Below are 13,464 nucleotides of genomic sequence, written 5' to 3' on the forward strand. Positions count from 1 at the left end.
AAAAATGAGCAACAACGATGTTGATAGCGCGATGCGCGCACGTGTCTGCGCGCAACTTCGCGATATAGAGCAGCGCTATAACGTGCGCGTGCTCTACGCCTGTGAATCGGGCAGCCGGGGATGGGGATTTGCCTCACCGGATAGCGATTATGATGTGCGGTTTTTGTACGTTCACCGCCCAGAATGGTATCTGCGCGTCGAATCCCAGCGGGATGTGATCGAGCTGCCGATAGATGATGAACTGGACGTTTGTGGCTGGGAATGGCGCAAGGCACTGGGCCTGCTGAAGGGGGCAAACCCGACGCTTATCGAGTGGCTGGATTCCCCTGTTGTTTATCAGGAGGATGAGACGGTAGTGGCCGAGTTGCGCGCGCTGATACCCGCGTGGTTTTCGCCATTGCGCGCCCGATGGCATTACTTCTCAATGGCCCGAAAAAACTTCCGTGGATATTTACAGGAGGAAACGGTTCGGCTGAAAAAGTATTTTTACGTTCTGCGCCCTTTGCTGGCGGCGCGGTGGGTAGAAGCGGGGAAAGGCGTTCCACCGATGCGTTTTACCGAACTGCTTGCCGGGAGCGAACTGTGTGCGCCGTTACGTGCGGAAATCGATGCATTACTGGAAATAAAACAGCGCGCAGGTGAAACGGAATATGGCCCTAAACGGCCCTTACTCCATGCTTTTTTGCAAAGTGAGCTGGTGAGAGGAGAAGTACCGTCGGTACTACCCGACAGCAGAGAAGGAAATTTAAAAGATCTGGATTCGCTGCTGATGAGAACAGTAATGAAAAGCTAAAGAATGGCCCGGTAGTGAAAACGCCCGGGCCATTCTTGCGCTTATTCAAACAAATTCTGATGAAGTTTCTGCACGACCTGCTCGGCCTGATCGGCAGGCACCAGGAAGCAGAGGTTATAGCTGGACGCGCCGTAGCAGATCATGCGGATGCTGAACGGGTCGAGCACGCCAAACACCTCTTTGCCCACGCCGCAAGCGCGCGACAGCTTGTTGCCGATGATGGCAACCAGCGCCAGGTCTTCTTCTACTTCCACGCGGCACAGCTCGGACAGCTCAATCAGCAGCGACTGCGTCAGCAGGGTGTCGCCGGTTGAGGTAGAACCGGTGGTGTCCAGCGTCAGCGCAATGCTCACTTCAGAGGTGGTGATCAGATCCACGGAGATGTTGTGGCGTGCCAGAATGCCAAACACTTCCGCCAGGAAACCGCGGGAGTGCAGCATATTGTGGCTGTGCAGGGTGACCAGCGTCTGGCGACGGCGCAGGGCCAGGGCGCGGAACAGCGGTGGGTTTTCCGTTTTCTTGCAGACCAGCGTCCCGCCCGCTTTCGGATCTTTACTGGAGCCAACGAAGACCGGAATATCGCTACGTACGGCTGGCAAAAGGGTTGCCGGATGCAGAACTTTCGCACCGAAGGTGGCCATTTCCGCCGCTTCTTCAAAGGCGATCACGTCAATACGTTTCGCCGCAGAAACGACGCGCGGATCGGTGGTGTAAATGCCCGGAACGTCAGTCCAGATATCCACGCGCGTGGCATGCAGGGCTTCGCCCAGCAGCGCGGCGGTGTAGTCGCTGCCGCCACGGCCAAGCGTGGTGGTGCGGCCTTTCGCTTCGCTGCCGATAAAGCCCTGGGTGATCACGATACCGTCTGCCAGACGCGGGGCCAGCTGCTGATTGGTCAGTTCGGCCAGTGCTTCAACGTCCGGCTCGGCACGGCCAAAGCGGTCGCTGGTACGCATCACTTTTCGCACGTCAAACCACTGCGCCTGAATGTTACGCTCGCGCATGATTTCAACAAACAGCAGGGTGGACATCAGCTCGCCGTGGCTGACCAGCTCGTCGGTCAGGGCGGTGGAGGTGGCCAGAGAGGCGGCTTCTGCCAGGGTAGTGATATTTTCCAGCAGACGTTCCACTTCCTCGCGGATGACGTTCGGGTTCTGCAGACGCTCAAGAATGTCGAACTGAATTTTGCGCAGTGCATCCAGCTTCACGAAACGTTCTGTCGCTTCCAGTCCTTCAGACAGAGAAACCAGCAGGTTCGTCACGCCGGCAGATGCAGACAGCACCACCAGGCGGGTATTCGGATCGGCCAGCACCACATCGGCGCTGCGGTTCATGGCATCGTAATCGGCCACACTGGTGCCGCCAAACTTGGCGACCACAAAACTCGTCATAACAACCTCGTGTCAGGGAATGAATAAGCGACCTTGGCACAAGAGTGAAACGAAAACAGGTGCAGGCGCAAAATACGGCCCTATAAATAAAATGCGGGGGAGGTCCTGTCAATGCTGGGATTATGCGGATTTTTTATGGGGGGGTACCCCTAAGAAACAGGACTTATAACAGAGCCAGATTTTATGCTCCGTTTTAGGGCATTTTGACCGACATTTCGCCGCCCCGGGAGGGCGTTTCAGCAGCTATACTTTTCGGGTCTTTTCACCTGCGTTTGATGCAGGCCAGGGCAATGGCATAAAAACCATCACAATTTTTATTTGCAGGCGCTACAATCGACCGCAGTCACAATTCTCAAATCAGAAGAGTATTGCTAATGAAAAACATCAACCCAACGCAGACCGCTGCCTGGCAGGCACTCCAGAAACATTTTGATGAAATGAAAGACGTCACCATCGCGGATCTGTTCGCGAAAGATGCCGATCGTTTCAACAAGTTCTCCGCGACCTTCGACGACCTGATGCTGGTGGATTTCTCTAAAAACCGCATTACCGAAGAGACGCTGGCTAAACTGCAGGATCTGGCGAAAGAAACTGCGCTGGCCGACGCCATCAAATCCATGTTCTCCGGTGAGAAGATCAACCGCACCGAAGACCGTGCCGTGCTGCACGTCGCTCTGCGTAACCGTAGCAATACGCCAATCATCGTTGACGGCAAAGACGTCATGCCGGAAGTGAACGCGGTGCTGGAAAAGATGAAAACCTTCTCCGAAGCGATCATCTCCGGTAGCTGGAAAGGCTACACCGGCAAAGCGATCACCGACGTGGTAAACATCGGTATCGGCGGTTCTGACCTCGGTCCGTTCATGGTGACCGAAGCGCTGCGCCCGTACAAAAACCACCTCAATATGCACTTTGTGTCTAACGTCGATGGTACCCACATCGCCGAAGTGCTGAAGAACGTGAACCCGGAAACCACCCTGTTCCTGGTTGCGTCTAAAACCTTTACCACCCAGGAAACCATGACCAACGCCCACAGCGCGCGCGACTGGTTCCTGAAAACGGCTGGCGATAACAAGCACGTGGCGAAACACTTCGCGGCGTTGTCTACCAACGGTAAAGCCGTCAGCGAGTTCGGCATTGATACCGCGAACATGTTCGAGTTCTGGGACTGGGTTGGCGGCCGCTACTCCCTGTGGTCTGCGATCGGCCTGTCCATCATCCTGTCCGTGGGCTTCGACAACTTCGTTGAGCTGCTCTCCGGCGCGCACGCGATGGATAAACACTTCTCCACCACCGCACCAGAGAAAAACCTGCCGGTGCTGCTGGCGCTGATCGGTATCTGGTACAACAACTTCTTCGGCGCTGAAACCGAAGCGATCCTGCCGTACGACCAGTATATGCACCGCTTTGCGGCCTACTTCCAGCAGGGCAACATGGAATCCAACGGTAAATACGTTGACCGTAACGGCAACGCGGTGGACTACCAGACTGGCCCAATCATCTGGGGCGAGCCGGGCACCAACGGTCAGCATGCCTTCTACCAGCTGATTCACCAGGGCACCAAAATGGTACCGTGCGATTTCATCGCCCCGGCTATCACCCATAACCCGCTGTCCGACCACCATCCGAAGCTGCTGTCTAACTTCTTCGCGCAGACCGAAGCGCTGGCGTTCGGTAAATCCCGCGAGGTGGTTGAGCAGGAATACCGTGACCAGGGTAAAGACCCGGCCACGCTGGACCACGTGGTGCCGTTCAAGGTGTTCGAAGGCAACCGTCCAACCAACTCCATCCTGCTGCGCGAAATCACGCCGTTCAGCCTGGGTGCGCTGATTGCCCTGTACGAGCACAAAATCTTCACGCAGGGCGCGATCCTGAACATCTTCACCTTTGACCAGTGGGGCGTTGAGCTGGGCAAACAGCTGGCAAACCGTATTCTGCCAGAGCTGGGTGATGATAAAGCAGTTGCCAGCCATGACAGCTCAACAAATGGTTTGATCAACCGTTATAAAGCATGGCGTGCGTAATTAAAACGTCATGAAAACGTGCCGGCGAAATGCCGGCATTTTTTTATCGGATAATTCCTGATGTCTGTTAGTTAACTCAAATTCTGGTTCTGAGTTTAATCCGAAAAAGACGGTTAACCCGTTAATTGCTGCGGTTTATTTTAAGAAAATACGCAGTAGTCCATTAATATATTTATATTATAAGTTATTGATTTTTATATATTATATATTTATGTCATTTGTCTTTCATTTCCATTTTAACCATTAGTCCGAAAACCCTCTCCCTATTTCCTCTTACGGCAAACCCACGGCAGTAGTTGTGTATACTCGATTCCGCCTGAAATTCTTTTCGGGCAAATCTCCATTCATTCATTGAAGGGAAATTGTTATGAAGAAAGTACTGTATGGCATTTTTGCCATATCTGCGCTTGCGGCGACATCTGTCTATGCAGCTCCGGTTCAGGTCGGGGAAGCGGCAGGTTCGGCTGCGACGTCTGCGTCTGCGGGAAGTTCTACCGCAGCCAGCGCCAGCACCGTAAGTTCAGCCGTGGGTGTCGCGCTGGCGGCAACCGGTGGCGGTGATGGCTCCAACACCGGAACCACGACCACCACGACAACCAGCACCCAGTAATAGCGGGTGTTTTAATCATAACCACACTTCGGTGTGGTTATTTCGCCCCTTCGGAGAAGAGTCGTGAAGCGACCTGCAATCATTCTGATTTGCCTGCTGCTGCAGGCGTGCTCGGCCACCACTAAAGGGCTGGGAAACTCACTGTGGGAAAGCCTGTTTGGCACACCGGGCGTGCATCTGACCGATGACGAACTTCAGAACATGCCCTATGCCAGTCAGTACATGCAGCTTAACGATGGCCCGCAACTGTTTGTGGTGCTCGCTTTCGATGAAAACGGGCAGCAGAAATGGGTGACGCAGGATCAGGCCACCATTGTGACGCAGCATGGCCGTATCGTGAAAACCCTGTTGGGCGGCGATAACCTGCTGGAGGTGAATAATATCGCCGACGACCCGCTGATCAAGCCGAACCAGATCGCCGACGGCGCAGGCTGGACGCGCACGATGGGCTGGACCGAACACAAGCAGGTGCGTTACGCCACTGCACGCTCGACTTTCCGCTGGGACGGCACCGACAGCGTGAAAGTCGGCAGCGACGAAACGCAGGTTCGCGTGCTGGATGAAGAGGTCACCACCGACCAGGCCACCTGGCACAACCGCTTCTGGATCGACGAGGAAGGGCAGATCCGTCAGTCCTTACAGTATCTCGGTGCCGGATTCTTCCCGGTCAAAACCACCCTGATCAAGGCGGCGAAATCATGAAAACGCTCATTCACGTTGCGCTTATCGCCAGTTTTGCCGCGCCGCTGGCATGGTCCGCCGGGACAGTAAAGGTCTACACGCCGGACAGTGAACAACCCAAAACCTTAACCCACGCCGAGCATCTGCTCGATCTCGTCGGACAGCCAAGGCTCGCCAACAGCTGGTGGCCGGGCGCGGTCATCGCTGAACGGCAGAAGACCGCTGAAGCGGAACAACAGCACAAGGCGCTCCTTGCGAGGCTGACGGGACTCGCGGAGCAGGAAGATGGCGACGACGCGGCGGCCATTAACAGCGTCCGTCAGCAGCTGCAGGCGCTGAAGGTGACGGGCCGTCAGAACGTCAATCTTGACCCGGATGACGTGCGCGTCACGGAAAACGGCAACCCGACGCTGGAAGGGGACTATACGCTCTGGCTGCCGGCGAAGCCGACGACGGTGACCGTGATGGGGCTTATCAGCAGCCCGGGTAATAAGCCCTTTACCCCCGGTCGTGACGTGGCGAGCTACCTCGACGAGCAGAGCCTGCTGAGCGGTGCCGATAACAGCTACGCCTGGGTGGTTTACCCTGACGGCCACACGCAAAAAGCCCCCGTCGCTTACTGGAATAAACGGCATATCGAACCCATGCCGGGCAGCATCATTTTTGTCGGTTTTGCCGACCATTTCTGGACGAAGGCGTATGACGGGCTTAACGCCGATATCCTTCACTCCCTGATTCAGCGGATACCGGAATAATGAAAAGAACTTATCTCTACAGCATGCTGGCGCTCTGCGTGAGTGCCGCCTGCCATGCAGAAACGTATCCGGCACCCATTGGCCCGTCTCAGTCAGACTTCGGCGGCGTCGGTTTACTACAAACGCCCACCGCGCGTATGGCGCGCGAGGGGGAAATTAGCCTTAACTACCGTGATAACGACCAGTATCGCTACTACTCGGCGTCGGTGCAGCTGTTCCCGTGGCTTGAAACCACGCTGCGCTATACCGACGTGCGGACGAAACAATACAGCAGCGTCGAGGCGTTCTCAGGCGATCAGACCTACAAAGATAAAGCCTTCGACGTCAAGCTGCGCCTGTGGGAAGAGAGCTACTGGATGCCGCAGGTCTCAGTGGGTGCCAAAGATATCGGCGGTACCGGCCTGTTTGACGCGGAATACATCGTGGCCAGCAAGGCCTGGGGGCCGTTCGACTTCTCACTCGGGATGGGATGGGGCTATCTCGGCACCAGCGGCAACGTGAAAAACCCGTTTTGCTCCTACAGCGATAAATACTGCTATCGCGATAACAGCTACCAGAAAGCGGGCTCCATCAACGGCGACCAGATGTTCCACGGCCCGGCGTCGCTGTTTGGCGGTGTAGAGTATCAAACACCCTGGCAGCCATTACGCCTGAAGCTGGAGTATGAAGGGAATGACTACTCGCAGGACTTCGCCGGGAAGATTGAGCAGAAGAGCAAGTTTAACGTCGGCGCCATTTATCGCGTCACCGACTGGGCCGACGTTAACCTCAGCTACGAGCGCGGCAATACGGTGATGTTTGGCTTCACGCTACGCACCAACTTTAACGACATGCGGCCGCACTACAATGATAACGCGCGGCCTGCATACCAGCCGGAGCCGCAGGATGCGATTCTGCAGCACTCCGTGGTGGCAAACCAGCTGACGCTGCTGAAATACAATGCCGGTCTGGCGGATCCGAAAATTCAGGTGAAAGGCGATACGCTGTACGTGACCGGCGAGCAGGTGAAATACCGCGACTCGCGCGAAGGGATCGAACGCGCCAACCGGATCGTTATGAACGATCTCCCGGACGGGATCCGCACGATCCGCGTGACGGAGAATCGTCTCAACCTGCCGCAGGTGACGACGGAAACGGACGTTGCCAGCCTTAAGCGCCACCTGGAAGGCGAACCGCTCGGGCATGAAACCGAGCTGGTGCAAAAACGCGTAGAGCCGATCGTGCCGGAGACCACCGAGCAGGGCTGGTATATCGACAAGTCGCGCTTCGATTTCCATATCGATCCGGTGTTGAACCAGTCCGTCGGCGGGCCGGAAAACTTCTACATGTATCAGCTGGGCGTCATGGCGACGGCGGATCTGTGGCTTACCGACCACCTGCTGACCACCGGCAGCCTGTTTGGCAACATCGCTAACAACTACGACAAGTTCAACTATACCAACCCGCCAAAAGACTCACAGCTGCCGCGCGTGCGTACCCGCGTGCGTGAGTACGTGCAGAACGATGCCTATGTGAATAACCTGCAGGCCAACTATTTCCAGTACTTCGGCAACGGCTTCTACGGCCAGGTGTACGGCGGGTATCTGGAAACCATGTACGGCGGCGCGGGGGCGGAAGTGCTTTATCGTCCTGTCGACAGCAACTGGGCGTTCGGGGTTGATGCCAACTACGTCAAGCAGCGTGACTGGCGCAGCGCCCAGGACATGATGAAGTTCACCGACTACAGCGTCAAAACCGGTCACCTGACTGCCTACTGGACGCCGTCGTTCGCACCTGACGTGCTGGTGAAAGCCAGCGTCGGCCAGTACCTGGCGGGCGATAAGGGCGGCACGCTGGACATCTCCAAACACTTCGACAGCGGCGTCGTGGTGGGCGGCTACGCCACCATCACCAATGTCTCGCCGGACGAATATGGGGAAGGGGACTTCACCAAAGGGGTTTACGTGTCGATTCCGCTGGATCTGTTCTCGTCAGGCCCAACCCGCAGCCGTGCGGCCATCGGCTGGACGCCGCTGACGCGCGACGGGGGTCAGCAGCTTGGACGTAAGTTCCAGCTGTACGACATGACCAGCGACAAGAACATTAACTTCCGTTGATGCTTCACGCCGGGCGGCACTGCGTTTGCCCGGCCTACGGTTTTTGTAGGCCCGGTAAGCGCAGCGCCACCGGGCGAACTACAAGCGGCGCAGCAGCCTTGCCGGGTTCCCGGCATAGACACCTTTCTCGACGATCGATTTCGTCACCACGCTTCCCGCCCCAATCACCGCTCCGTCGCAAATGGAGACCGCCAGAATGGTGGCGCCGCTGCCAATCGACACATCATTTCCGATGGTAATATGGCCCCAGCTGGCCCGGTCGGCGTTCGGTTTCCCCTCACGAAACATATCGTTGGCAAACATCACGCCATGGCCAACAAAGCAACGCTTACCGATGGTCACATACTCACAGATGAAGGTGTGCGACTGAATTTTGCTGTCGTCACCGATGCGCGTATTGCCCTGGATTTCAACAAACGGGCCGACGAATACGCCGTTGCCCAGTACACAGTCGTAAAGATTAGTGGGTTCATATACGGTCACATTGTCGCCGCACGTCACGTTGCGAACCCCGGTTGGTTTACGATCCATCGGTTACCTCCCTACATAAAACATAATTAAAAAATATAGATCTCCGTCACATTTCTGCGTTATACAGAAACCTCGCCCTGGAGAATGAGGTGCTGTATGACATCCCTGACTCGCCCGCGCGTTGAGTTTATCTCAACTATCCTCCAGACCGTGCTGAACCTCGGTCTGTTGAGCCTTGGCCTCATACTGGTCGTCTTTTTGGGTAAAGAGACGGTGCATCTGGCGGATGTACTGTTTGCCCCTGAACAAACCAGCAAATATGCGCTGGTGGAAGGCCTGGTGGTCTACTTTCTCTACTTTGAATTTATCGCCCTGATTGTGAAGTACTTTCAGTCCGGCTTTCACTTCCCGCTGCGTTATTTTGTCTACATTGGGATCACCGCGATTGTGCGGCTGATCATCGTCGATCATAAATCCCCGCTCGACGTGCTGATCTACTCGGCAGCGATCCTGCTGCTGGTGATCACCCTCTGGCTGTGTAACTCGAAGCGGCTGAAACGGGAATAAAAAAATGGCGGCCCGGAGGCCGCCTAACAACAGTCACAAGTTGGGTCAATACAATACGTCTAAAGTTGAGGGTTGCAGTGGCATAACAAAATGAAACTTAACCTTTCACACCGCCCGCCGTCAGGCCATTGACCAGCCAGCGCTGCGCCAGCAGGAACACCACGGTAATCGGGATGGCGGAAAGTACGGCCGCCGCGGCAAAGTCACCCCACAGGTAGTTTTGCGGGTTGAGGTATTGCTGCATACCCACGGCCAGGGTGTAGCTGTTCACATCACGCAGTAACAGTGAGGCAACCGGTACTTCGGTGATCGCAGCGATAAACGACAGGATAAACACCACCGCCAGAATCGGCACCGACAGCGGCAGCAGCACCAGGCGGAACGCCTGCCACGGGGTAGCTCCATCCAGCGCGGCCGCTTCTTCCAGCGAACCGTCGATGGTTTCGAAATAGCCTTTAATGGTCCACACATGCAGTGCGATACCGCCAAGGTAGGCGAAGATCACGCCGCCGTGGGTGTTCAGACCGATAAACGGAATGTACTGGCCCAGGCGGTCAAACAGGGCGTACAGCGCCACCAGCGACAGCACCGCCGGGAACATCTGGAAAATCAGCATCCCTTTCAGCAGCGTCGCTTTGCCCGGGAAACGCATACGGGCAAAGGCGTATGCGCAGGTGGTGGACAGCGCCACGATACCGATCGCGGTAATGCCTGCGATTTTCACCGAGTTCCACAGCCACAGCAGCACCGGGAACGGCGGCGGCGTGACGCGGCCATCCGCGTGCTCCACGCTGAAGCCCAGCGCGAGCTTCCAGTGCTCCCAGGAGATTTCGTCCGGGATCAGGCTCCCGGTAGCGAAGTTACCCGAACGCAGGGAGATGGCGATTACCATCAGCAGCGGGAACATGATCGCCGCGATAAAAATCAGCAGGCCTAAATGCGTCGCCAGGAGGCGCAGTTTCTGAGATTTGGGTTGTACCATAGCCATGTTCAGTGCCCTCCTTAGTCAAATTTCATACGCGTGGCTTTCAGGTTCACTATCGCCAGTGCGCCTACCAGCAGGAAGATCAGGGTGGCAATCGCCGCCGCCAGACCGAAGTCCTGACCGCCGCCGCCTTCGAAGGCGATACGGTAGGTGTAGCTCACGAGCAGGTCGGTATAGCCTGCCGGCGTGGTGGTGCCCAGGCGGTCCGGGCCGCCGTTGGTCAACAGCTGAATCAGCACGAAGTTGTTAAAGTTAAAGGCGAAGCTGGCAATCATCAGCGGGGTGAGCGGCTTGATGAGCAGCGGCAGCGTAATCTTAAAGAAGTTCTGGAACGGGCCCGCACCGTCCATCGCTGAAGCTTCGTACAGGTCATCCGGGATGGCCTTCAGCAGCCCCATGCACAGGATCATCATGTACGGATAGCCCAGCCAGGTATTGACGATGATGATCATCGAGCGGGCGGTGGTTGGGTCGCTGAACCAGGCCGGTTTGATGCCAAACAGCGCGCTCAGCATCATGTTGATTTCACCGAAGCTCTGGTTAAACAGCCCTTTGAAAATCAGAATCGAGATAAACGACGGCACGGCATACGGCAGAATCAGCAGCACGCGGTAGATCGCTTTGCCCTTCAGGGATTCCCACTGGACAAGACAGGCCAGCACCATGCCCACGGCCACGGTGAGGATCACGGTCAGTACGGAGAAGACCACCGTCCAGACGAAGATGGCGAAGAACGGTTTCTGAATGCCTTCGTCGGTAAACACGCGGGTAAAGTTGTCCCAGCCGATGGTGACGGTGTAGCCCGGGCTGAGCTTGTCATCACCCCATTTGCCGTCGGCAGTAATGGACTGATAGAAACCAATGTCGTTATTCGGACGATATTTCACACCGCTCTGGTTGTTGGTCAGCGTGCCGTCATCCGCCAGGGTATAGAGCGGTTGGGTGCCTGAGAACTGGCGCAGCGAGCTCATCGTCACTTTGCTTTCGTCCGGCAGCACGGCGGTGAGCTGGGTCAGCGCCTGACGGTTCTGGGTAATGACGCGCAGGTTGGCACGTTCACCTTCCGGCAGGGCTTGCGCCTCTTTTAAGGCCAGCTTCTGCTCGCCGCCAAATTTGAAGGCGTCAGAGACATAGTATTTCCCGCTTGCTTCGTCAGTGAGCGCTAACTTCCACTCATTGCCTGCAGGATAGAGGCCGAAGTTAAAGGTCTTGCCTGCCTGGTATGAGCGGTCCAGCAGGACCTGCTGCGCGCGTTCCTGCGCAAGCTGGTTGGTGCTGCTGTAGTTGGTAAACGCAATAGCGACGGTACAAATCAACGGGAACAGGACAAACAGCCCCATCCCGGCCACGCCAGGGTAGACATAGCGCCAGGCGTAGGCTTTACGGTTGGCGAAAATATACAGGCCAGCAGAGCTTAAAATCAGCGTCATGATGGCGAACAGATATTCCCCTTGTACGTACATTAAAACAACAAGGTAACCCACCAGCAGGCACAGCAGACCGATCGCTGACCACTTCAGCGCGTCGCTTTGCCACCAGCGTTTCTTTTTAATGACATCCATGGGGTTCTTCCTCTACAACGATGGAATCTTATCGTCAGGTGGCGCTGCGCTTACCTGACCTACGGATCGTGCCGTAGTCGTAGGGCGGGTAAGCGCACGCGCCACCCGCCGTTTTTCTGCTTACTTAGTAATACGACCCTGAGCATCTTTCAGCGCGGCATCAACGGTCTGGCGACCGCTTGCAGCGTTGATAACCGCGGTACGGGTCGCGTACCAGAATGCGGCCATCTGTGGGATGTTCGGCATGATTTCGCCTCTCTGGGCGTTATCCATGGTGGCCGCGATACGTGGGTCTTTCGCCAGCTGATCCTGGAAAGATTTCAGCGCGACGGCGCCCAGCGGTTTGTCCTTGTTCACTTCATCCAGACCCTGATCGGTCAGCAGGTAGTTTTCGAGGAACTCTTTCGCCAGCTCTTTGTTCGGGCTGGCAGCGTTGATACCTGCGCTCAGCACGCCAACGAACGGTTTAGACGGCTTGCCTTTGAAGGTTGGCAGCAGCGTCACGCCGTAGTTGATTTTGCTCTTATCGATGTTAGTCCAGGCCCACGGACCGTTGATGGTCATCGCGGTTTCGCCTTTGTTGAACGCCGCTTCCGCGATGGAGTAATCGGTATCCGCGTTCATGTGTTTGTTCTTGATCAGGTCAACCAGGAAGGTCAGACCCGCTTTCGCACCTGCGCTGTCGACGCCCACGTCTTTCACGTCGTATTTGCCGTTTTCAAACTTGAACGCGTAACCGCCGTCGGCAGCAATCAGCGGCCAGGTGAAGTACGGCTCTTGCAGGTTGAACATCAGGGCGGATTTACCTTTCGCCTTCAGCTCTTTATCCAGTTTCGGGATCTCTTCCCAGGTTTTCGGTGGGTTAGGGACCAGGTCTTTGTTGTAAATCAGAGACAGAGCTTCAACCGCGACAGGGTACGCGATCAGCTTGCCGTTATAGCGAACGGCATCCCAGGTGAACGGGAACAGTTTGTCCTGGAAGGCTTTGTCTGGCGTCACTTCAGCCAGCAGGCCAGACTGCGCGTAACCGCCGAAACGGTCATGCGCCCAGAAGATGATGTCCGGGCCGTCACCGGTTGCCGCAACCTGCGGGAATTTCTCTTCCAGTTTGTCCGGATGCTCTACGGTCACTTTGATGCCGGTGTCTTTCTCGAATTTTTTGCCCACTTCGGCCAGGCCGTTATAGCCTTTGTCGCCGTTAATCCAGATAACCAGTTTGCCTTCTTCAATTTTGGCGAGCGCCGGTGCGGAAATCATCATTGCTGCGAGGGCGGACAATGCGAAAACGCGTGCGCCAGTCTTGATATTCATATCTGCCATCCTTTTTGGTGATGTCTCGTGGTATGACTTCAGTGGTTCAACGTGTCTCAGTCTCCTTATTTGACATCCTCTTTCCATCCTCCCAACCCCTACGCCCCACCCCCGGTTTGTGTGATCTCCGTTGCATAAATTTAAGTTATGAGTGCTGGCGCACATAAAAACCCACCGAATTTTGCAGGCGGCTTCACGAATTTTGCCTCAGCCCTCCC

At 56.0% G+C, this 13,464-nt stretch carries 12 protein-coding genes; 7 read left to right on the top strand and 5 right to left on the bottom strand.

Annotated elements, in window-relative coordinates; translation table 11 throughout:
* The first annotated feature begins 4 nt into the window (after positions 1-4).
* Positions 5-793, top strand: coding sequence for a DNA polymerase beta superfamily protein (locus ACMGG5_RS07110; RefSeq protein WP_420277652.1), 789 nt, complete (start codon positions 5-7; stop codon positions 791-793).
* 41 nt (positions 794-834) lie between these two features.
* On the opposite strand, the gene lysC is transcribed toward ACMGG5_RS07110, so the two are convergent.
* On the bottom strand, positions 835-2,184 hold the full coding sequence (gene lysC / locus ACMGG5_RS07115) for a lysine-sensitive aspartokinase 3 (RefSeq protein WP_023334126.1): 1,350 nt from the start codon (positions 2,182-2,184) through the stop codon (positions 835-837).
* Positions 2,185-2,558: 374 nt separating this feature from the next.
* On the opposite strand from lysC, the gene pgi reads away from it, so the two are divergent.
* The 5 genes from pgi to ACMGG5_RS07140 all read left to right on the top strand — a co-directional run bounded on the left by pgi (position 2,559) and on the right by ACMGG5_RS07140 (position 8,350).
* On the top strand, positions 2,559-4,208 hold the full coding sequence (gene pgi, locus ACMGG5_RS07120; protein WP_420277653.1) for a glucose-6-phosphate isomerase: 1,650 nt from the start codon (positions 2,559-2,561) through the stop codon (positions 4,206-4,208).
* A gap of 367 nt (positions 4,209-4,575) precedes the next feature.
* On the top strand, positions 4,576-4,818 hold the full coding sequence (gene yjbE / locus ACMGG5_RS07125) for an exopolysaccharide production protein YjbE (RefSeq protein ID WP_008503423.1): 243 nt from the start codon (positions 4,576-4,578) through the stop codon (positions 4,816-4,818).
* Between the two features lie 63 nt (positions 4,819-4,881).
* On the top strand, positions 4,882-5,520 hold the full coding sequence (locus tag ACMGG5_RS07130) for a YjbF family lipoprotein (RefSeq protein ID WP_024906676.1): 639 nt from the start codon (positions 4,882-4,884) through the stop codon (positions 5,518-5,520).
* On the top strand, positions 5,517-6,254 hold the full coding sequence (locus ACMGG5_RS07135; RefSeq protein ID WP_420277654.1) for a capsule biosynthesis GfcC D2 domain-containing protein: 738 nt from the start codon (positions 5,517-5,519) through the stop codon (positions 6,252-6,254). The genes ACMGG5_RS07130 and ACMGG5_RS07135 overlap by 4 nt, the downstream gene beginning before the upstream one ends.
* Positions 6,254-8,350, top strand: a complete 2,097-nt coding sequence (locus ACMGG5_RS07140; protein ID WP_024906678.1) for a YjbH domain-containing protein — start codon at positions 6,254-6,256, stop codon at positions 8,348-8,350. The genes ACMGG5_RS07135 and ACMGG5_RS07140 overlap by 1 nt, the downstream gene beginning before the upstream one ends.
* Positions 8,351-8,428: 78 nt before the next feature.
* Here the strand turns inward: ACMGG5_RS07140 and ACMGG5_RS07145 are convergent, their stop codons facing one another.
* The gene (locus tag ACMGG5_RS07145; RefSeq protein WP_048990582.1) at positions 8,429-8,881 is read right to left on the bottom strand and encodes an acyltransferase; all 453 of its coding nucleotides are present in this window, start codon (positions 8,879-8,881) and stop codon (positions 8,429-8,431) included.
* Positions 8,882-8,977: 96 nt separating this feature from the next.
* On the opposite strand from ACMGG5_RS07145, the gene psiE reads away from it, so the two are divergent.
* Positions 8,978-9,388, top strand: a complete 411-nt coding sequence (psiE, locus tag ACMGG5_RS07150; protein WP_000202963.1) for a phosphate-starvation-inducible protein PsiE — start codon at positions 8,978-8,980, stop codon at positions 9,386-9,388.
* A 97-nt stretch (positions 9,389-9,485) separates the two neighbouring features.
* On the opposite strand, the gene malG is transcribed toward psiE, so the two are convergent.
* The 3 genes from malG to malE form a co-directional block, all read right to left on the bottom strand.
* A complete protein-coding gene (gene malG, locus ACMGG5_RS07155) occupies positions 9,486-10,376 on the bottom strand; it encodes a maltose ABC transporter permease MalG (protein WP_008500077.1) in 891 nt (296 codons plus the stop codon).
* 14 nt (positions 10,377-10,390) lie between these two features.
* A complete protein-coding gene (gene malF / locus ACMGG5_RS07160) occupies positions 10,391-11,935 on the bottom strand; it encodes a maltose ABC transporter permease MalF (protein WP_420277655.1) in 1,545 nt (514 codons plus the stop codon).
* A gap of 120 nt (positions 11,936-12,055) precedes the next feature.
* Complete coding sequence (malE, locus tag ACMGG5_RS07165) at positions 12,056-13,246, bottom strand: maltose/maltodextrin ABC transporter substrate-binding protein MalE (protein WP_420277656.1); 1,191 nt, start codon at positions 13,244-13,246, stop codon at positions 12,056-12,058.
* Positions 13,247-13,464: the final 218 nt, after the last annotated feature.

This window comes from Enterobacter sp. BNK-34 (assembly GCF_048684445.1).
Taxonomy (GTDB): Bacteria; Pseudomonadota; Gammaproteobacteria; order Enterobacterales; family Enterobacteriaceae; genus Enterobacter; species Enterobacter pseudoroggenkampii.